We start from the raw sequence: 18,221 nt of genomic DNA, 5'->3' as shown, positions 1-18,221 counted from the left end.
GTGCCCGTGCTACATCCGGGCAAAGACAACTCATCAATGATGGATCAACATGTTCAACAATGTGCGTACCGCCCTGCTGCTCGGCGTGCTCCTGGCGCCCACGGCCGTTCTGGCCCAGTCAGCCGATGCCCCGAAACCCGCGGCACAGGACAGCGCGACCGAGCAGGGCGCGACCGAAACCCCGACCACGACGGCCGAACCCGCCGCCAGCGGCGAGGCCCCGGCCGAGACCAACGGCAAGCCCAAGGCCGTCACCGGCCAGGACTTGCCCGGTCAGCTTTCCATGGGCGAAAGCCGCGAGGAGACTGAGGTCGGCAAGACCTACGTCAAGGAGAAGGTCAAGGACTGGACGGTGCAATGCGTGCGCACGCCCGAGGGCAATGATCCCTGCCAGCTTTACCAGCTTCTGCGCGACAAGGACGGCAATGCCGTGTCCGAGATCAGCGTCTTCGCGCTGAAGGACGGCGGCCAGGCCAAGGCGGGCGCTACCATCATCACCCCGCTTGAAACCCTTCTGACCGAACAGCTGACCCTTGCCGTCGACAGCAGCTCGGCCAAGCGCTACCCCTTCTCGTGGTGCAGCCAGGTGGGCTGTTTCGCCCGTATCGGCCTGACCGAGCAGGATCTGGCGGCCTTCCGCAAGGGATCCGAGGTCAAGATGCTGATCGTTCCCGTCGCGGCCCCCGACCAGAAGGTCGAGCTTTCGATCTCGCTCAGCGGTTTCACGGCCGGGTTCGACATGGCAGCGGGCAAGTGACCCGTCGCTGATTGTCAGACGAACAAAAGACCAAAGGCGCCCCGCGGGGCGCCTTTTTCGTTTGAGCAGTGTCGTGGAGAAGCGTGATCGCGCCTCAGACCCGGCGCAGGGCGATCACCGCGTTCAGACCACCGAAGGCAAAAGCGTTGCTGAGGGCCACGTCGACCTGGGCCTCGCGCGCCGTGTTGGGCACCACGTCCAGGTCGCATTCGGGATCGGGGGCGTTGTAACCGACGGTCGGGGCCACCACCCCCTCACGCAGCGCCATCACGCAGGCCAGAAGCTCCACCGCGCCCGTCCCGCCGATCAGGTGCCCGTGCATGGACTTGGTCGACGAGATCATCAGCTTGTCCGCATCGGCGCCGAAGACGTCGCGCACCGCGGCGCATTCGGTCCGGTCGTTGGCGGCCGTGCCGGTCCCGTGGGCGTTGATGTAGCCTACATCACCCGGTGAGACGCCCGCGTCGCGCAGCGCCCCCGCAATGGTCCGCGCCGCCCCCTCGCGCGAGGGCATGACGATGTCGGCAGCATCCGAGCCCATGGCGAAACCGATCACCTCGGCCAGGATCGTCGCGCCCCGGGCGCGGGCATGTTCATATTCCTCGAAGACGAAGATCGCCGCGCCTTCACCCTGGACCATGCCGTTGCGGTCGGCCGAGAACGGGCGGCATGCATCGCGGGACATAACCCTCAGCCCCTCCCACGCCTTGATCCCGCCAAAGCACAGCATCGCCTCGGACCCGCCGGTCAGCATGGCGGGCGCCACGCCCGCGCGGATCAGGTTGAAGGCCTGGCCCATCGCGTGGTTCGAGGAGGCACAGGCGGTCGAGACGGTGAACCCCGGCCCCGTCAGGTTCCACTGCATGGACAGGTGACTGGTCGCGGCGCTGTTCATCAGGCGCGGCACGACGAAAGGATGAACCCGGTTCTTCCCTTCCTCGTAGACAGCGCGATAGCTGTCGTCCCAGGTGTTGACCCCGCCGCCTGCGGTGCCCAGCACGACGCCGCTCCGCTTGGCCAGCTCACCCTCGAACTCCAGGCCCGACTGGGCCACGGCCTCGCGCGCGGCGATCAGCGCGAACTGGGTGAAACGATCGTAGAGGGACAGTTCCTGGCGAGTGAAATGGGCGGTTTCGTCATAGCCCCGGACCTGACCGCCGATCTGGATCGACAGCCGGTCGAGATCGCGCAGATCAAGCGGTCCGATGGCACAGCGCCCCTCGCGGAACCCTTCCAGGGTTTCCCCGGCCGTGTGCCCAAGCGCGTTGATGCTGCCTTGGCCGGTGATGACAACCCGTTTCATACCGCCTGTCGGGCGACCAGAGCCTCGATCGCGTGGACGATGGTGCCGACGGAGGTGATGTCGAACTCGCTCTTCTCGGGCTCGTTGGCGTTGAACGGCACCTGGATGTCGAATTCTTCCTCAATGGCGAAAATGCTCTCGACCAGGCCGAGGCTGTCGATGCCCAGGTCCTGCGGCGAGGCGTCCATCGTGATGTCGCCACGCTCCAGCATCGCCTGTTCGGCAATGATCCCGACAACCCTGTCCCTGATCGATTGTGTCATTCTGCGCCTTTGCGGTGTCATCACCGAAGATCTATTCGGTCGGATCGATTTTTGAAACCCGTTTCTGCAACGCCGCAACCTGCTTGAAGAGGCGCGGCAACCGGCGCAGCGCCTTGTAGTTCTCGACCGCCTGGTCCATCCGCGTCGCCGGGTTTCCCCAGACCGCCTTGCCCGGCGCCACGCTGGAAACCACGCTGGCGCCGCCCCCGACGACCACGTCGTGACCCAGGGTGATGTTGTCGTTCAGACCCGCCTGCCCCCCCAGCACGCAGCGATCGCCGATCACGGTCGATCCGCCGATGCCCACCTGCCCGCAGAGCAGGCAGTCGCGGCCGACCTGGACGTTGTGACCGACCTGAACCATGCTGTCGATCTTGGTACCGCTTCCGATGCGGGTCGCGCGGATGGTCCCCCGGTCGATGCTGGAATTGGCTCCCACCTCGACATCGTCGCCGATCTCGACCGCACCGACCGAGGAGATGCGGATCCAGCTGCGATCTACGGGCTGATCATCGGAAGACGCCTTATCGGCCGCAGGCTTGTCACCCCCGGCCCGGACATCGCCGGAAAGCGTCTCGCGCACGGTCTCGACCGTGCTCTTGTCGCCGGTGACGAAGGAAAAGCCGTCGCCGCCGATGACGGCGCCGGGCTGGGCCACGAAACGCGCGCCGATTTGCACACGCTCGCCGATACGCACGCCGGGGTGGATCAGGCAATCCTCGCCGATGACCGCGTCGCGGCCGATGGATGCGTGGGAAAGAATGCGGGCGTTGGGCCCGATCACGGCCCCCGGCCCGATGACCACGAAGGGACCGACCGAGGCGCCCTCGCCCAGTCTGGCGCTGGCATCGACATGGGCCAGCGCAGAGATCCCCTCGTGGGTGTGGGGCGGGACCTCGAACAGGCGGGTGACCTTGGACATGCCCAGGCGCGGGCGGGCCACAAAGATGGCGGCCCGAAGGCCCATCTCTTGCCAACCCGCCCCGACCCAAAGCGCCGCCGCCTGGGCCCGACCCTGACCCAAGGCCTCGGCATAGGTGGGCTGCATCGCCATGGCGAGGTCCTCGGGACCGGCGTCCGAAGGCTCGGCCAGACGCGTGATTTTCAACCCGCCGTCGCCGACGAATTCCGCGCCCATCGCCTCGGCAATCTCACTGACGGTCCAGACCATGCCATCCCCCGCAATTCGGGCGGGAAAATCCCGCCCGGTCGATGCGCGGTTTAGCTTTCAATCGAACCCAACGCCACCCCGGCCTTGAGCAGGGCGTCGAAAATCAGGTCGTCCCGGTCATAGACATCGGGGCGGAAGTTGACCCGCCCGCCGGCCGGAACCCAGGCCGTGCGGTAGACCAGGTGCACGGGCAGCGGCGTGTCCAGGTTGACCTGGGTCTCGCGGCCGGTGCGCAGGATGCGGTTGAAGTAACCCTCCTCGTCCTCGATCTGCGGCGCCAGCAGGTGGTAGGCGAAGTCGAAAGGCTTCTCGAGGCGCACGCAGCCGTGGGAGAAATCGCGCTTGCTGCGCGAGAACAGCGACTTGGCCGGCGTGTCGTGCAGGTAGATCGCATAGCGGTTGGGGAACATGAACTTGACCCGACCCAGCGCGTTGCGCGGCGACGGCGGTTGCTTCATGTCGAAGGGGAAGTTCGTTTCGGTCAGCTGGGTGAAATCCACGCGCGAACGATTCACCTCGCGCCCTCGCCCGTCGTAAAGCTTGAGGTAGCTGACGGCGTTGGGGTTGCGCTTGAGCATCGGCAGATACTCTTTGGTGGCGATGCTGCGCGGTACGTTCCAGGTGGGGTTGATGACCATATGGGTCATCTCGTCCGAGAACTCGGGCGTGCGCCGGTCCGAGGTGTTCTTGCCCACGACGGAAACGGTTTCGAACGAGACCTTGCCATCGTCGACCACATAGGTGCGGAAATCGGCCAGATTGACCAGGATGTGACGCTTGCCCAGCGGCTGGTTCAGCCAGCGGCGGCGTTCCAGCGCGACGAGGACCTGCCGCAGGCGGCGATCAGGCTCGATATTGAGCTGTCCCAGCGTCGCGGGCCCCGCGACACCGTCATCGGTCAGCCCGTGATCGCGCTGGAACCGCTGCACGGCCTTCTGAAGGGTCACGTCGTAATCGACCGCCGGGGTCTTCTTCATGTAGCCCATGCGGATCAGGCGATTGCGCAGCGCCACGACCGAGGGGCCGCCGGTGCCGGGGCGCAGGACCGAGACGGGCACCTGCGGGCCCCAGCCGCCTTGGGCGGCGGCCTCGGCGAGGCGGCGACGCTCTTTCAGCAGCTGGGCGTATTCGGGGTTCTGCGGCGGCAGCTTGCGCAGGAACGCGCGGGGCGATCCTTCGGCAAAGCCGCGCATGGTTTCCAGCGGATCGCGCAGCAGGACCTTGCGCACGACGCCCGAGTCGACCTTGCCCGGGGTCAGCACCCCGGTCTGCACGTCCTTGGCATAGCGCAGGAACAGCAGGCTTGCCGCGACCTCGGCCTTGCCGCGCTCGCGCTCGCTGCGCACGGCGCGGAACTGGGCGGCCAGGGGGGCAGTATCGTAACGCTCGACCGGCAGGCCATGCTCGGCCGCCTGGGCCAAGGCCGAGAACAGGGCCGAGCGGCGCTCGGCATCGCCCTCTCCGGTCCAGATCGGCTGATAATCACGCTCCCGGTAGAAGGCGGCCAGGGCCTCGCTCTGGGCGGCGGCTTCGGCCAGGGCCTGCTTGAAGGCCATGGAGGGGCCAGCGTTCGCCTCGGGCGCGGGGGTGGTCGCGGCCGGTGCAGCGACGGCTGCCGTCGCGGTGATACCCTGGGAAGCGTTCTCCTGGGATGCCGGGGCGGCGCCAGTCCCGGCATCGGCCGATTGCGACCAGGCCGGCGCCGCCAGAAGCAGCAACCCTGCCAAGGCACCACCAGCGCCGGAAAGAACAGGTCTTCTCCAGCCGTCTACCGCGAAATTCGTCATCGTAATCCTCCAACCCGGGCACAGATTCACCGTTGCTCGCCTGACAATTTCCGTCGCGGCCACTCCGGCGTCCATTCACGAAAGCGAAAGTTGCCGAACCGTGTTGGTCTGGTAACATACTGCCTGCGCCGACCCGCGAATGCCCCGAAACAGGCAATTTCCCGCAGGCGAAACCCCAAAACGAGCAATTTATTGCCGGTTCCAACGCCCCAAACGGGATTCCGTTCCCCGGCGGTTGGGCGAAAGAGAAACCTGTGTCATAAACATACCACTTCCTGGGGATGGGAACGCGGAGCTGCCGAATAAGGCAGCCCACTGACAAATTGGGACACGTTTTGATATGGGCAAAACATCGACGAGCTTCTCGCGTCGCGGAATTCTGCGCGCCTTTGCTGCAACATCACTCATCGCCGCACCTTACAGCGCCAATGCCTTCGGCATCCTGCGCGGGGCCGGCGATATCCGACGCATTCGGATGTACTCGGGCCGGACGGGCGAAAGCCTGAACACGATCTACTGGATCGAGGGTGAGTACATCGAAGAATCTCTGAAAGAGATCAACAACTTCATGCGTGACTGGCGGACCGACGACGTGGTCGAGATGGACCGCCGCAACGTGGACATCCTGTCGGCCTCGCAGAACCTGCTGGACACGACCGAGGCGTTCACACTTTTCTCGGGCTACCGTTCGCCCAAAACCAACGCCATGCTGCGCAAGCGCGGCAACGGCGTCGCCAAGAAATCCCTTCACCTGCAAGGCAAGGCCGCCGACGTCCACCTGACGTCGCGCAGCGTCAGCCAGATCGCCCGCGCGGCCTCTGTCTGCAACGCCGGCGGTGTCGGTCGCTACTCCAGCTCGCAGTTCGTCCACATGGACTGCGGACCGGTCCGCAGCTGGGGCAAGTAACGCCTGTCGAGCAGCTGATAAAAAAAGACCAACGCGGGGCCCACGGGGCCCCGTTTTGCTTTCCAACCCTGCCCCATTCGGGCACGGCGCGGCACCGGATCAGACAACCAGATCAGACAACTGGATCACGACCCGCAAGGGCGTCGGGTGCAACGGCGGCGCAGGAAACATCGGCAATTGGGAAATGGCGCACCCGAGAGGATTCGAACCTCTGGCCTCTGCCTTCGGAGGGCAGCGCTCTATCCAGCTGAGCTACGGGTGCCTGTGGCGAGGGTTTAGCGAAAGCAGGACGGGCCTGCAATCGCAAACTCAGGCAAAAAGTTCGTGGCAGAGCTCCAGCGCCTCGACCAGCACATCGACCTCTTCGCGGGTATTGTAGAGGCCGAAGGAGGCGCGACAGGTGGCGCTGACGCCCAAGTGCTCCATCAATGGCTGGGCACAGTGATGCCCGGCCCGGACGGCGACACCCTTCTTGTCGAGAACGGTAGAAATATCATGAGGATGCGCCCCCCCGTTCAACGTGAAGGAGAAAATCGCGGCCTTGTCGGCGGTGGTCCCCTGCAGGTTCAGCCAATTGAGGCCCGAGAGCCGCTGGACCGCATAGTCGCGCAGATCCCCCTCGTGGGCCGCGACATTCTCCATGCCCAGATCCATCAGGTATTCAAGCGCGGCCCCCAGACCGATGGCCGAGACGATACTGGGCGTCCCGGCCTCGAACTTCATCGGCGGGTCGTTGTAGGTCACGTGGTCCTTGCGGACCTCACGGATCATGTCGCCACCGCCCATGAAGGGGCGCATTTCGGCCATGCGCTCGGGCGCGACATAGATCGCGCCCGACCCCGAGGGGCCGTAAAGCTTGTGGCCGGTGATGACGTAGAAATCGCAGCCGATCGCCTGAAGGTCCACGGGCGCGTGCACCGCCCCCTGGCTGCCGTCGACCAGCACCGGAACACCCTTTTCGTGGGCCGCCCGGGTGATCGCGGCAACATCGACCCGCGTTCCCAGCACGTTTGAAAGCTGGGTGATCGCGACCAGCTTGGTGCGCGGCGTGATCGCGTCGATTACCGCCTGCGGATCCAGCCCGCCGTCCTGGTCGATGTCGACCCAGCGCAGGTTGACCCCCTGGCGTTCGCGCAGGAAATGCCACGGCACGATATTGGCGTGGTGTTCCATCACCGACAGGACGATCTCGTCACCGGCTTCCATCCGCGGCATGGCCCAGCCGTAGGCGACCATGTTGATCCCCTCGGTCGTGCCGGTGTTCAGGATGATCGACTCCGGGTCGGCGGCGTTGAGAAACCGCGCGATGGTGCCGCGCACGGCCTCGTAGCGCTCGGTGGACAGATTAGAAAGGTGGTGCAAGCCACGGTGAACGTTGGCATATTCCTCGCCATAGCCCCGCAGGATGGCGTCGATAACCACCTGCGGCTTCTGGGCCGAGGCGCCGCTGTCCAGATAGACCAGCGGCTTGCCGTGAATGGTGCGGGACAGGATCGGAAAGTCGCCGCGTATCTTGTTGACGTCAAACATCTTCTCACATCTCCGGGGCGCTGATGCCGATCAGCGTGAGGATAAGGCTCAGGCCGAACAATCCGCCCAGCAGCGAGACGACCGCGCCGGCAAAAACGAGGCCCAGCGAGGCGAAACCGTGAAGCGCGGCCACGAAGTTGATGTAGATCCAGACGAAGATCACCAGGCCCGCGACCCCCACCACCGCCGCCAGCGGCGGCAGCACCACCAAAAGCACGGTCTGCACGACCTGAAGCAGGATCATCACCACCTGGAGCCACGCGATCAGCAGGATCGTGTCATCCAGCGTGCCGGTGCCCCCGAAGCCGCGCCCGATATAGAACGTGCCCAGGATCATCAGCACGGTCAGGCCGATCTGGATCACGCCCAGAACCAGCGGCCCGCCCAGCATCGCCTCCATGCCCATGGCCATGGGTGCAAGGAACGCGGTCACCTGGGCCAGCATCACGCTGAGGACGACGACCAAAGTCACCGCCTGCCACAGGACAGGGCGTGGAAGTCCCAGGCCCATCAGCCGGTGCGCCACCCCCTTGGGGTCGGTCACCGTGTCACCGGCCAGGCGTATCGTGCCACCGAGGTTCAGTTCAGACATGGGCGGTCTCCGCCTCTTCTTTCGGCGCGGCGTCGGGGCCGGGCCTTGTGGTGTCTTCCGCGGGCCGGGGACGCTCGGCCTCGCGCAGGTTGATCGCCCAGTAAACCACGAACATCGCCCCGGTCAGCAGGCTCAGCACCGAGGTTTCGGGACCACGACCAAGGAAGGCCTCGGTCAGGCCCCGCAAAAGAACGGGCGGCACGATCATCAGCAGCGTCCAGAAGAGCGCCAGCCGCGCGTCCAGCCAACCGCCCTGCCCGCCCAGGGCACGGGCCGCAAGATGACTGAGCGCGGCGACCCCGTAAAGGACCAGCGGCGCCATCAGGACAGAGCCCATGAACGTCCCCGAGGCCAGCGCCGCGAAACCCGGCTCCCCGCCCGACAGGAACGCCTGCCGCGAGACCGCCGGAAGCTGCGCCACAAAGAACAGCAGGCAGGCGATCATCACATAGGCCAGGGCTCGGGATTCACCGCGCCCCGTCGTCAGCAATCGGCGCATCACCCGTCGCGGCCGAAGATAGCTGCGCAGGATATCCTCGGTCACCGCCACGCGATCAGCTCCTGCGGCGCCGCAGCCAGGCCGCCAGCCGGTCGTTGATGTTGGCGGCGAGATCCGCGTCGTCGATCTCCTCGATGGCCTCGGCCAGGAAGGACAGGACCAGCAGGTCCTGCGCCTCGGCCTTCTCGACCCCGCGCGAGCGCAGGTAGAACAGCGCCGTTTCGTCGATCGCGCCGGTGGTCGACCCGTGGGAGCAGACCACGTCATCGGCGTAGATCTCAAGCTCGGGCTTGGCGAGGAACTGACTGTCCTCGTCCAGCAGCAGCGACTGGCTGATCTGATAGCCATCGGTCTTCTGCGCGCCCGCTTTGACCAGAATCTTGCCCTGGAAGACGCCGACCGCGCCGTTGCGCAGCACCTTCTTGAAGACCTGGCGGCTTTCGCAGCGCAGGGCATCGTGGGTCACGAAGATCGTGTCATCGTGGTGGAACGCGCCCGAGGCCCCGTCGCCCAGGGCGGCACCGGCCACGTGGGCCACGCCGTCGTCGCCGGTCATCTCGATGATGCATTCGTTGCGCGTCAGCGCACCGTTCGCCGACAGGGTGAAGGATTTGAACAGGCTCTCGCGACCCAGACGGGCGAAGATGTGGGTCGCCTCGCGCCGCTCGTGGTCGCGGCCCTGGGTGCGGATGTGATGGAATGCGGCCTCGTCGCCAAGGTCGACCTCCAGCACCGAGTTGAAGCGCGCCGCGGCCGGACCGTTCTCCAGCAGAGTAAGCGACGCCCCCTCCTCGACCCGGACCACGGAATGCAACATCGCATCCGCATCAGCGTCGCGGCGCAGATACCTGATCGCGATCGGCTTTTCGACCTTTCCGGTCGCCCGGATCAGCAGACCGTCGGTCGCCCGCGCGGTGTTGATCGCAGCCAGGGGCCGCACGACGGGTTTCTGGCCCCGGGCCTCCAGCACGCCGTAGAGCTCCTGCGCCCAGTGGTCCGAGGTCGCGGCCACATCGGCCAGCCGCTCGATCGTCAGACCCGTGCCTTCCAGCTTGTCCGAGGCGTCGGCATCGAAGGCGCCGTCGACAAAGACCAGGTTCAGGCAATCTGTGCCGCCGAAGAACGGCGCCTCATCATCTTTCAGCAGGGCTGCGGTGCCGGCCTCGGGGGCCGTCAGCGTATCGGGCCGGGTGAAGCGCCAGTACTCGTCCCGGCGGCCGGGCAAGCCGGTCTGCTCAAGCCGGGCCTCGGCGGCTGCGCGTGCGGCCTCAACCCAGCCGCCGCGCGGCGGGCGTGCCAGGGCCGATGCCAGGTCAGGCGCGGCGGGGGTGTTTTTCTGCAACGTCGCGGACATCAGGCGGTGCCCTCCAGCAGGTCCGCGTAACCGTTGTTCTCGACCTCGAGCGCAAGCTCGGGACCGCCGGTCTTGATGATGCGGCCGTCGGCCATGATGTGCACCACGTCGGGTTTGATGTGGTCCAGAAGCCGTTGATAATGCGTGATAACAAGGAACGAACGCCCCTCGTCTCGCAGGGCGTTGACGCCGTCGGCGACCAGCTTCATGGCGTCCACGTCAAGGCCGGAGTCGGTCTCGTCAAGGATGCACATCCGCGGCTCGAGCATGGCCATCTGAAGGATCTCGTTGCGCTTCTTCTCGCCGCCCGAGAAGCCCACGTTGACCGGACGCTTGAGCATGTCGGCGTCGATTTTCAGGCTCTTGGCCTTGGCGCGAACCTCTTTCAGGAAATCGGTCGCGGACATCTCTTCCTGACCGCGCGCCTTGCGCTGAGCGTTCACGGCGGTGCGCAGGAAGGTCATGTTGCCGACGCCGGGGATTTCGACCGGATACTGGAAGGCAAGGAACAGGCCGGCGGCGGCGCGCTCCTCGGGGTCCATCTCCAGGATCTCCTCGCCGTCCAGCTCGGCCGAGCCTTGGGTAACTTCGTAGCCTTCGCGGCCCGACAGAACATAGCTCAGCGTCGACTTGCCCGAGCCGTTGGGCCCCATGATCGCATGCACCTTGCCGGTCTCGACCGTCAGGTTGACGCCCTTGAGGATCTTCTTGTCTTCTTCTTCAAGCTGGACGTGCAGATCGGTGATCTTAAGCATGTGGTCTCATCCTTCGAATTGGGGGGCGCGGCCCGTGGCCTGCCCCTAGTCTTTCCATTGTCCCCGGAGGTTCGCGAGGAAGCTCTGTTTCGCCGTTTCGGCGATATCCTGCAGGTCGCTGTCATCCAGACAGCCCAGCGACTCTCCCATCCGCTTGAGATAGCCGCTGCGGGTCACCAGGCGCTGTGCGACCGCGTTCTTGAACGCCTCACGGCCGCTTGCCGGGTGAAAGATCTTGCCGTGTGTGTCGTCGCGGGCGCGGATGGCGTCCACGAACATGTCGGGATCGGTGGTCAGCACCGTGCCGTCGAACCACTCGGGCGCGTGGTCCTCCAGCGATTCAAGCCGCAGGTCCCCGGCCGCCCCCACATGCGAGAACGAGAAGATCTCGTCATTGGGGAAATGCCGTGGCCGGCAGTCGTTTTCGCTGCGCGCGCGCCGGCATTCCAGCAGGTGGTCCAATGCCCGGCCCGAGAAACGGGTCAACGCAAAGATCGCCCGGCGCAAGTGCAGGCCCTGATCCATGTCCGCCGCGAAAGGATGGTTGCGGGACACCCCCTCGACACCGAACCCCAGCGCATCGGCCTCGACCGTGTCGAACCGCTCGAAGAACCCTTCGGCATGGCCGTTGAACAGAACGTCAGGCTCGATCAGCCAGTATTGGTCGTAATCGGGGCAAGCCTCGCGCAGCGCGAAGTAGAAGTAGTCGCCGCACCGCCAGCCCCAGTCGCGCACCCCGCGCAGGCCCTGCTTTTTCACCCAGGCGCCGGTGATGTCGATCACCTTGAGGTGCAGGTTCAGATCCAGGTTGGCGGGCCGGTCGTGAAAAACCACGGCCAGGTCGTCGCCGAAGATCGGGCGCAGCGTGTCGTAAAGACGCTGCTCGTCCTCGCCCCAACGATGGGTGCGGATGGCGGCGACCTTCCTCATGCGCGGGCCCCGATCATGAAGTTGGTATTGTTCTTGTAGCGCTGGAAACGCTCCAGCACCTCGTAACCCTCGGCGGCGCACCAGCTGTCGAAGGCCTCGTAATTGCGCTTGTCCACCTCGATGAAGATCTTGGGGCGGTGGCGCTGAAGATGGGTTTTGAGCCCTTCGAGAACCTTGATCTCCATCCCCTCGACGTCGATCTTTACCAGATCGAACACCTCGTCGCGCAGCAGCTCGTCGCCGCTTTTGATCGGGATGTCGCCCTGCCCTTCCTTGACCCGTGCGCCGCCCAGGTTGTCATGGCCGGTGCGGATGAAGGCTTGGGCCACCGCGCCGTCCGACAGGCCGATGCCCAGCCGGGACAGGTCGCAGACATGGTCGATCCCGTTCAGGTGGACGTTGGCCTCCAGCAGGCCGATGGCCAGCGGATTGGGTTCGATCAGCACGATGCGCCGCGCATGCATGAACCGCGCCAGGTAGACCGAGTGGTTGCCCACGTTCGCGCCGATATCGCAGAACCGCCCGCCAGTGGGGAAATGGCGGCAGATGATGGCCAGCTCCTCGGGCTCGTAGAAATCACCTCGGGCGTGGTGGCTTTGGATCTCGTCGTCGACATTGGCGATTGCGAAGGCCACGCGCTGACCATGCACGGTCGAGACGGCGACGCGAAAGGGCTCGCTCAGGAAGACGGGGGCGGCGGCCCGCGCCATGGACGCGGACAGGGACGTTTCCCCCGCCGATACGGTGTCTTCCACCGTCACTTGCTTGTCCATCCGCCTGGCCCCTTCTGCATTCGCCGGCTCGTCTGACCGCGCTTTCGCGCCTAGCCTACGCTGCCTTCGAGCGAAATCGCCACAAGCTGCTGCGCTTCCATGGCGAATTCCATCGGCAGTGCCTGAAGAACCTCCTTGCAGAAGCCATTGACCACGAGGGCGACGGCCTCCTCCTCGTCCATGCCGCGCTGACGGCAGTAGAACAGCTGATCGTCGTCCACTTTCGAGGTGGTGGCCTCGTGCTCGACCCGGCTCGAGTTGTTCTTGACCTCGATGTAGGGGACCGTGTGGGCCCCGCATTCGCTGCCGATCAGCAGGCTGTCGCACTGGGTATAGTTGCGGCTGTTCTTGGCCTTGGGGTGCATCGAGACCAGGCCGCGATAGGTGTTCTGGGCATGGCCCGCGCTGATCCCCTTGGAGACGATGCGCGACTTGGTGTTCTTGCCCAGGTGGATCATCTTGGTGCCGGTGTCGGCCTGCTGGTAGTTGTTGGTGATTGCGATGGAGTAGAACTCACCCTGGCTGTCGTCGCCGCGCAGGATGCAGGACGGGTATTTCCAGGTCACGGCAGAGCCGGTTTCCACCTGCGTCCACATGACCTTGGCCCGGTCGCCCCGGCAATCGGCGCGCTTGGTGACGAAGTTGTAGATGCCGCCCTTGCCGTTCTCGTCGCCGGGATACCAGTTCTGGACGGTCGAGTATTTCACCTCGGCGTCTTCCTCGATCACGATCTCGACCACGGCGGCGTGCAGCTGCGCGGTGTCGCGCTGGGGCGCGGTGCAGCCTTCCAGGTAGCTGACGTAAGAGCCCTTGTCGGCGATGATCAGCGTGCGTTCGAACTGACCGGTGTTCTCGGCGTTGATGCGGAAATAGGTCGACAGCTCCATCGGGCAGCGCACACCCGGCGGCACGTAGACGAACGAGCCGTCCGAGAACACGGCCGAGTTCAGCGTCGCATAGAAGTTGTCCGAGGCCGGAACGACCGTGCCCAGGTATTTCTTCACCAGTTCGGGATGCTCACGGATCGCCTCGGAGATCGAGCAGAAGATGACGCCGGCCTTCTTCAGTTCGGCCTGGAAGGTGGTGCCGACCGAGACGCTGTCGAAGACGGCATCGACGGCGACCTTGCGCTCGCCGGCATCCTCGGCGCCCTCGACCCCGGCCAGAAGCATCTGCTCCTTCAGCGGGATGCCCAGCTTTTCATAGGTGGCCAGCAGCTTGGGGTCGACCTCGTCCAGGGACTTGGGCTTTTCCTCCATGCTCTTGGGGCGGGCATAGTAATACTGGTCCTGGAAATCGATCTCGGGATAGTTGACCATCGCCCAGGTCGGCTCTTCCAGCTGGGTCCAGCGCTCGAAGGCCTGCAAACGCCATTCGGTCATCCACTCGGGCTCTTCGTTCTTGTTCGAGATCAGCCGCACGATATCGGGGTTCACGCCCTTGGGGGCGTATTCCATCTCGATTTCCGTGTTCCAGCCGTGCTTGTACTTGCCGGCCATCGACTGGACGGTTTCCACGGTCTCGCGGTCCACGCCTTCGCGAATTTCTGCGTCCAATGCTGCCATGATCCTGTATCCCGTTCTATCCTATGCCGCCCGAGCCCGGAATTTCCGGTGGCTCGACAGCCATGCCTGCGCAAAGCGCAATATGTCTTCTTCACTCGTCGCCGGCCCGATCGAGACCCGCACCGCACTGCCGGCGGCCTCGTCGGGCAGGCCCATCGCGCGCAGCACCCGGCTGGCGCGGACCTTGCCGCTGGAACAGGCCGACCCCGCCGATATCGCGAAGCCCGCCAGGTCCATCTGCATCACCTGCGTCTCCCCCTTCCAGCCCGGCGTGGCGATGCACGAGGTGTTGGGCAGACGCGACGCGGTATTCCCGACAAAAATAGTATCCGAAGCCTCGGCTTCCAATGCCTTCTCGAGAATATCGCGCAGCTGCGCAACCCTTTCCCACACGCCGCGACCCAGATCGGCGACCGAAGCCTCCAGCGCGGCAGCCATTCCGGCGATGCCGATCAGGTTCTCGGTGCCGCCGCGACGGCCCCGTTCCTGACCCCCACCCGCAACCGGGCGGGCCGGGTCCGTGCCGCCCTTGAGCAGCAGGACACCCACGCCCTTGGGCGCGCCCAGCTTGTGCCCCGAGACCAGCCCCGCGCCGATCCCCGACCAGCCGAAGGCGAAAGGCAGCTTGCCCACACCCTGGGTCAGGTCCGACACCGCCAGCCCGTCGGGCAGATCCTGGATCACGCCCGTCTCGCTGTTGGCCCATTGCAGACAGGCCGCCGCAGGATCGGCGGGCGTCACGCGCCCGTCGGGCGCCACGGGCAGCACCGGGTCGATCCGGGCCAGCACCGCGTCATGTTCGATCTCGGCGCCCTTCAGGCCGCGCCCGTCCAGCGCAATCGACGCCGCCTCGGTCGCGCCGGAGGTGAAGATCACCTCCTCAACGTCTGCGCCCAAAGCCGCGGCCACCCGGGCGCGACAGCTTTCCAGCAGCGACTTGGCGGCGCGTCCTTCGGCATGGACCGACGAGGGGTTGCCCAGCACATCCATCGCCTCGCCCATGGCCTGCCGGGCCTCGGGGCGCAGCGGGGCCGTCGCGTTCCAGTCGAGATAGGCGCGCGCGCTCATTCCTCGTCCACCACCGCAAACAGGGTCGGCACCGCCGGACAGGGCGTCAGGTCGTTGCCGACAACATCGCTCAAACGGGTCTGGTGCAGGAATACATAGACATGTGCGCTGAGGCTTTCCCACAGGCGGTTCGCCATCGATTGCTCACGCGAACCCGACAGCCCGCCCGAGGCCCCTGCCCCCGTGTGCATGGCCGAAACCGTCTCGTCCACTGCGCCGAGGATGTCGGCGACGCGGATCTCGGCCGCGGGCCGTGCCAGGCGGTAGCCGCCCCCGGGGCCGCGCACCGACTCGACCAGCCCGGCCCGGCGCAGCTTGACGAAAAGCTGCTCGAGATAGGGCAGCGAAATGTCCTGACGCTTGGAGATCGCGACCAGCGAGGTCAGCTCCCCCTCCGCGCGGGCCGCAAGGTCGGCCAGCGCCACCATTGCATAGCGCCCCTTGGTGCTGAGTTTCATTGCCGCATCCGTTCGATCCGAGTCCCGCCGCCCCATGCCGTGCGCCGCATTGTCATTGACTGCGACAGTCGGGCGCTTTACCTCCCTACCATCCACACATGATCGCGCCGGCCGTGATTTAGAACAGTTCTAAAGTGCCCGACCAAATCCGTCAAGATAAGGCGGGGCACTTGGAAGCATACACAGGAATTAAATGCCCGAGGTTATTTTCCCAGGTCCGGAAGGACGGCTTGAAGGTCGCTACCACGCCCAGAAGGAAAAAGACGCGCCGATCGCGATCATCCTGCATCCGCACCCCCAGTTCGGGGGCACGATGAACAACCGCGTGGTCTACAATCTTCACTATACCTTCCTGAACATGGGCTTCACGGTCCTGCGGTTCAATTTCCGCGGTGTGGGGCGCAGCCAGGGCGAATACGACCAGGGCATCGGCGAGCTGTCGGATGCGGCCTCGGCGCTGGATTACCTGCAGTCGATGAACCAGAACGCCAAGCATTGCTGGGTCGCGGGTTTCTCCTTCGGGGCCTGGATCGGCATGCAGCTTCTGATGCGCCGCCCCGAGATCACGGGCTTCGTGTCGGTCTCGCCGCCCGCCAACATGTACGATTTCTCGTTCCTGGCGCCCTGCCCCTCCTCGGGTCTGGTCATCAACGGCTCGGCCGACCGGGTCGCGCCGCCCGCCGACACCCGCAACCTGGTCGAGAAGCTGCACGACCAGAAGGGCATCACCATCACCCACGAAGAGGTTGAGGGTGCGGGCCATTTCTTCGAGGATCCGCACATGGACGGGATGCTGGAAACCGTGCGCAGCTATGTCTCGCGCCGGCTGACCGAATCCACGCGCTAGGCGAAACCGGGGGGCCGGGCGCGCATCGTCGCGCCCACCCGCACCCCGCCATCAGAAGGCCTGCATCATGTCGCTTCTGAATGAACTTGCCGTCGCCCTGGCCCGGGACGTGTTCGAGCTGTCCCAGCGAACCGGCGACACGACCCTGCCCCAGGACGTGGCGACCTCGCTCGAGTCCTCCTCTTCGACCATGGCCGAGGAGTTCCTGACCTCCATCCGCTACCTGCGGGCCGAGGCCCGCGCGCGCGAGCTACTGGAACAGCGCCGGCACGCGCCCAAGGGCTAACGGCGCGACGGGCGCCTAGTTGCCGCCGGCACCCTTCTGGAAATCACCCATGTCGAGGATCGGAGAGGCCGGGATCTTGCCGGCGTCCAGCAGCGACGCCACCCGCTCGAGCGCGGCGACGATCATCGCCTGCTCCCAATCGGCCAGCTTCTCGAATTCCTTGACGTAGCGGTCGTGCAGCGGGTCAGGCGCACGCTCAAGCGCGTCGCGGCCGGCCTCGGTCACCAGAACGTTGGTCTGGCGCCGGTCCACGGCCGAGCGCTGACGCTCCACCAGGCCCTTGCCGACCAGCCGGTCGACCAGCGTCGTCACCGTCGCCTGCGAGACCGCCAACCGGGACGAGATTTCCTTGGGCGTCGCATGCCCCTTCTCGCCGATGGCCTGCAACACGCGGATCTGCACCGGGGTCAGCCCCGCCGCCCGCGCAAGATCGCGGCCATAAAGCTCGGTCGCGCGCAGGATCTGACGCAGCGCGATCAGGCTAATGTCAGATCTTTTCATATCGTTCGCCCTCTTACGCACCACGCCACCAACCGCGCGAAACTAGCTTGAGCCAGAATGTGCGATCAAGCGCAAATAATACTTCGAATGGGTTATTTGTCGCATCACGAAACAACCCTAGCCTGAATAATCGCGAAACTTCGTTATTCTTAAGGTTTTTAAGGCGCTTTATGATGGTTTTGTGACGGAATACTTAGGTGGTTGAAATTTTGCAAGACTAACTATATTGAATAGCCAAGCCCGAGGCTGCCTGGAGGAAAAGTAGCAGATATGAAGAATTCAAGCGACAGCATCACGTTCCGCAAGCCCACCGCAGAAGATGGCGGCGCAATCTGGGAACTCATCGGCCAGTGCAAGCCGCTGGATGAGAACTCCATGTATTGCAACCTCATCCAGTGCGATCACTTCGCGGACACTTGCGTGCTTGCAGAGCTTGATGGCCAGCTTGCCGGCTGGATCTCCGCCTATCTGCTGCCCCAGGACGACGAGACGCTTTTCGTCTGGCAGGTTGCCGTTGCCGATCACGCCCGTGGGCGCGGTCTTGGCCGGCGCATGCTCAACGCTCTGCTGGATCGCCGCGAATGCCGCGGCGTGCAGCGCGTCCAGACGACCATCACCAAGGACAACGACGCGTCCTGGGGTCTGTTCAACAGCTTCGCCGACCGCCTCGATGCCGACCTGAGCAGCGAGGCCCACTTCAAGCGTGACGCGCATTTCAACGGCGCCCACGCCACCGAGCACATGGTCACCATCGACCTGGCCGAGGTGCAGCCGGCGCTCCGCAGCGCCGCCTGATCCCCATTCCATCGACATTGCGCAGCGCGGGGGCCGCAGGCCCCCATCCTCGCCGCGCGCCCCTTTCATCATTCGGAGGT

The 18,221-nt window shown here is 65.2% G+C and carries 20 protein-coding genes and 1 tRNA gene; 5 read left to right on the top strand and 16 right to left on the bottom strand.

What is annotated here, in order from left to right; genetic code table 11:
• The first annotated feature begins 49 nt into the window (after nt 1–49).
• A complete protein-coding gene (locus CLV77_RS06440; protein ID WP_076978750.1) occupies nt 50–757 on the top strand; it encodes an invasion associated locus B family protein in 708 nt (235 codons plus the stop codon).
• Between the two features lie 94 nt (nt 758–851).
• On the opposite strand, the gene CLV77_RS06435 is transcribed toward CLV77_RS06440, so the two are convergent.
• The 4 genes from CLV77_RS06435 to CLV77_RS06420 are packed head-to-tail and all read right to left on the bottom strand — an operon-like array spanning nt 852 to nt 5,281.
• Complete coding sequence (locus tag CLV77_RS06435; protein WP_076978751.1) at nt 852–2,060, bottom strand: beta-ketoacyl-[acyl-carrier-protein] synthase family protein; 1,209 nt, start codon at nt 2,058–2,060, stop codon at nt 852–854.
• Nucleotides 2,057–2,323: an acyl carrier protein gene (locus tag CLV77_RS06430; protein ID WP_076978752.1), complete on the bottom strand. Its 267-nt coding sequence runs from the start codon at nt 2,321–2,323 to the stop codon at nt 2,057–2,059. The genes CLV77_RS06435 and CLV77_RS06430 overlap by 4 nt, the downstream gene beginning before the upstream one ends.
• A 31-nt stretch (nt 2,324–2,354) precedes the next feature.
• Nucleotides 2,355–3,494 carry a UDP-3-O-(3-hydroxymyristoyl)glucosamine N-acyltransferase gene (locus CLV77_RS06425; RefSeq protein ID WP_076978753.1) on the bottom strand — a complete coding sequence of 380 codons (1,140 nt, stop codon included), beginning with the start codon at nt 3,492–3,494 and terminating at the stop codon, nt 2,355–2,357.
• Nucleotides 3,495–3,544: 50 nt separating this feature from the next.
• Nucleotides 3,545–5,281: a L,D-transpeptidase family protein gene (locus tag CLV77_RS06420; protein ID WP_233128031.1), complete on the bottom strand. Its 1,737-nt coding sequence runs from the start codon at nt 5,279–5,281 to the stop codon at nt 3,545–3,547.
• 340 nt (nt 5,282–5,621) lie between these two features.
• Here CLV77_RS06420 and mepK point away from each other — a divergent pair, with 340 nt between their 5' ends.
• Nucleotides 5,622–6,188: a peptidoglycan L,D-endopeptidase MepK gene (gene mepK / locus CLV77_RS06415; RefSeq protein ID WP_076978754.1), complete on the top strand. Its 567-nt coding sequence runs from the start codon at nt 5,622–5,624 to the stop codon at nt 6,186–6,188.
• 185 nt (nt 6,189–6,373) lie between these two features.
• Here mepK and CLV77_RS06410 read toward each other — a convergent pair.
• The 11 genes from CLV77_RS06410 to iscR form a co-directional block, all read right to left on the bottom strand.
• Nucleotides 6,374–6,450, bottom strand: a tRNA-Arg gene (locus CLV77_RS06410).
• Nucleotides 6,451–6,497: 47 nt separating this feature from the next.
• On the bottom strand, nt 6,498–7,718 hold the full coding sequence (locus CLV77_RS06405) for a cysteine desulfurase (protein ID WP_076978755.1): 1,221 nt from the start codon (nt 7,716–7,718) through the stop codon (nt 6,498–6,500).
• Between the two features lie 4 nt (nt 7,719–7,722).
• Complete coding sequence (locus CLV77_RS06400; protein ID WP_076978756.1) at nt 7,723–8,310, bottom strand: YIP1 family protein; 588 nt, start codon at nt 8,308–8,310, stop codon at nt 7,723–7,725.
• Nucleotides 8,303–8,860, bottom strand: a complete 558-nt coding sequence (locus tag CLV77_RS06395; protein WP_076978757.1) for a YIP1 family protein — start codon at nt 8,858–8,860, stop codon at nt 8,303–8,305. Before CLV77_RS06395 ends, CLV77_RS06400 begins: the two co-directional genes overlap by 8 nt.
• Nucleotides 8,861–8,864: 4 nt before the next feature.
• A complete protein-coding gene (locus tag CLV77_RS06390) occupies nt 8,865–10,163 on the bottom strand; it encodes a SufB/SufD family protein (protein ID WP_076978758.1) in 1,299 nt (432 codons plus the stop codon).
• Complete coding sequence (gene sufC, locus CLV77_RS06385; protein ID WP_076978759.1) at nt 10,163–10,918, bottom strand: Fe-S cluster assembly ATPase SufC; 756 nt, start codon at nt 10,916–10,918, stop codon at nt 10,163–10,165. The genes CLV77_RS06390 and sufC overlap by 1 nt, the downstream gene beginning before the upstream one ends.
• A gap of 45 nt (nt 10,919–10,963) precedes the next feature.
• The gene (locus CLV77_RS06380) at nt 10,964–11,848 is read right to left on the bottom strand and encodes an SH2 domain-containing protein (protein ID WP_076978760.1); all 885 of its coding nucleotides are present in this window, start codon (nt 11,846–11,848) and stop codon (nt 10,964–10,966) included.
• Nucleotides 11,845–12,621, bottom strand: a complete 777-nt coding sequence (locus tag CLV77_RS06375) for an FkbM family methyltransferase (protein WP_083707648.1) — start codon at nt 12,619–12,621, stop codon at nt 11,845–11,847. Before CLV77_RS06375 ends, CLV77_RS06380 begins: the two co-directional genes overlap by 4 nt.
• Before the next feature lie 50 nt (nt 12,622–12,671).
• Nucleotides 12,672–14,186 (bottom strand): Fe-S cluster assembly protein SufB, encoded by a 1,515-nt coding sequence (gene sufB, locus CLV77_RS06370; protein ID WP_076978761.1) that lies wholly within the window; start codon nt 14,184–14,186, stop codon nt 12,672–12,674.
• A gap of 21 nt (nt 14,187–14,207) precedes the next feature.
• The gene (locus tag CLV77_RS06365) at nt 14,208–15,254 is read right to left on the bottom strand and encodes a cysteine desulfurase family protein (RefSeq protein ID WP_076978762.1); all 1,047 of its coding nucleotides are present in this window, start codon (nt 15,252–15,254) and stop codon (nt 14,208–14,210) included.
• A complete protein-coding gene (gene iscR / locus CLV77_RS06360) occupies nt 15,251–15,712 on the bottom strand; it encodes a Fe-S cluster assembly transcriptional regulator IscR (protein ID WP_076978763.1) in 462 nt (153 codons plus the stop codon). Before iscR ends, CLV77_RS06365 begins: the two co-directional genes overlap by 4 nt.
• A gap of 193 nt (nt 15,713–15,905) precedes the next feature.
• Between iscR and CLV77_RS06355 the strand changes: the two genes are divergently transcribed.
• Together CLV77_RS06355 and CLV77_RS06350 are read left to right on the top strand one after the other, a co-directional pair.
• Nucleotides 15,906–16,559, top strand: a complete 654-nt coding sequence (locus tag CLV77_RS06355; RefSeq protein WP_076978764.1) for an alpha/beta hydrolase — start codon at nt 15,906–15,908, stop codon at nt 16,557–16,559.
• A 67-nt stretch (nt 16,560–16,626) separates the two neighbouring features.
• Nucleotides 16,627–16,845: a hypothetical protein gene (locus CLV77_RS06350; RefSeq protein ID WP_076978765.1), complete on the top strand. Its 219-nt coding sequence runs from the start codon at nt 16,627–16,629 to the stop codon at nt 16,843–16,845.
• Between the two features lie 15 nt (nt 16,846–16,860).
• Here the strand turns inward: CLV77_RS06350 and CLV77_RS06345 are convergent, their stop codons facing one another.
• Nucleotides 16,861–17,346, bottom strand: a complete 486-nt coding sequence (locus CLV77_RS06345; protein WP_076978766.1) for a MarR family winged helix-turn-helix transcriptional regulator — start codon at nt 17,344–17,346, stop codon at nt 16,861–16,863.
• 270 nt (nt 17,347–17,616) lie between these two features.
• Between CLV77_RS06345 and ectA the strand changes: the two genes are divergently transcribed.
• On the top strand, nt 17,617–18,141 hold the full coding sequence (gene ectA / locus CLV77_RS06340; protein WP_076978767.1) for a diaminobutyrate acetyltransferase: 525 nt from the start codon (nt 17,617–17,619) through the stop codon (nt 18,139–18,141).
• Nucleotides 18,142–18,221: the final 80 nt, after the last annotated feature.

Source organism: Brevirhabdus pacifica, assembly GCF_002797755.1.
In the GTDB taxonomy this organism is placed as follows: domain Bacteria; phylum Pseudomonadota; class Alphaproteobacteria; order Rhodobacterales; family Rhodobacteraceae; genus Brevirhabdus; species Brevirhabdus pacifica.
This window is presented reverse-complemented; position numbering and strand designations above follow the sequence as displayed.

Bases quoted from the DNA above. Each gene is read 5' to 3' on its own strand.
- CLV77_RS06440 (WP_076978750.1), top strand. From the start codon at position 50: ATGTTCAACAATGTGCGTACCGCCCTGCTGCTCGGCGTGCTCCTGGCG.
- CLV77_RS06435 (WP_076978751.1), bottom strand. From the start codon at position 2,060: ATGAAACGGGTTGTCATCACCGGCCAAGGCAGCATCAACGCGCTTGGG.
- CLV77_RS06430 (WP_076978752.1), bottom strand. From the start codon at position 2,323: ATGACACAATCGATCAGGGACAGGGTTGTCGGGATCATTGCCGAACAG.
- CLV77_RS06425 (WP_076978753.1), bottom strand. From the start codon at position 3,494: ATGGTCTGGACCGTCAGTGAGATTGCCGAGGCGATGGGCGCGGAATTC.
- CLV77_RS06420 (WP_233128031.1), bottom strand. From the start codon at position 5,281: ATGACGAATTTCGCGGTAGACGGCTGGAGAAGACCTGTTCTTTCCGGC.
- mepK (WP_076978754.1), top strand. From the start codon at position 5,622: ATGGGCAAAACATCGACGAGCTTCTCGCGTCGCGGAATTCTGCGCGCC.
- CLV77_RS06405 (WP_076978755.1), bottom strand. From the start codon at position 7,718: ATGTTTGACGTCAACAAGATACGCGGCGACTTTCCGATCCTGTCCCGC.
- CLV77_RS06400 (WP_076978756.1), bottom strand. From the start codon at position 8,310: ATGTCTGAACTGAACCTCGGTGGCACGATACGCCTGGCCGGTGACACG.
- CLV77_RS06390 (WP_076978758.1), bottom strand. From the start codon at position 10,163: ATGTCCGCGACGTTGCAGAAAAACACCCCCGCCGCGCCTGACCTGGCA.
- sufC (WP_076978759.1), bottom strand. From the start codon at position 10,918: ATGCTTAAGATCACCGATCTGCACGTCCAGCTTGAAGAAGAAGACAAG.
- CLV77_RS06380 (WP_076978760.1), bottom strand. From the start codon at position 11,848: ATGAGGAAGGTCGCCGCCATCCGCACCCATCGTTGGGGCGAGGACGAG.
- CLV77_RS06375 (WP_083707648.1), bottom strand. From the start codon at position 12,621: ATGGACAAGCAAGTGACGGTGGAAGACACCGTATCGGCGGGGGAAACG.
- sufB (WP_076978761.1), bottom strand. From the start codon at position 14,186: ATGGCAGCATTGGACGCAGAAATTCGCGAAGGCGTGGACCGCGAGACC.
- CLV77_RS06365 (WP_076978762.1), bottom strand. From the start codon at position 15,254: ATGAGCGCGCGCGCCTATCTCGACTGGAACGCGACGGCCCCGCTGCGC.
- iscR (WP_076978763.1), bottom strand. From the start codon at position 15,712: ATGAAACTCAGCACCAAGGGGCGCTATGCAATGGTGGCGCTGGCCGAC.
- CLV77_RS06355 (WP_076978764.1), top strand. From the start codon at position 15,906: ATGCCCGAGGTTATTTTCCCAGGTCCGGAAGGACGGCTTGAAGGTCGC.
- CLV77_RS06350 (WP_076978765.1), top strand. From the start codon at position 16,627: ATGTCGCTTCTGAATGAACTTGCCGTCGCCCTGGCCCGGGACGTGTTC.
- CLV77_RS06345 (WP_076978766.1), bottom strand. From the start codon at position 17,346: ATGAAAAGATCTGACATTAGCCTGATCGCGCTGCGTCAGATCCTGCGC.
- ectA (WP_076978767.1), top strand. From the start codon at position 17,617: ATGAAGAATTCAAGCGACAGCATCACGTTCCGCAAGCCCACCGCAGAA.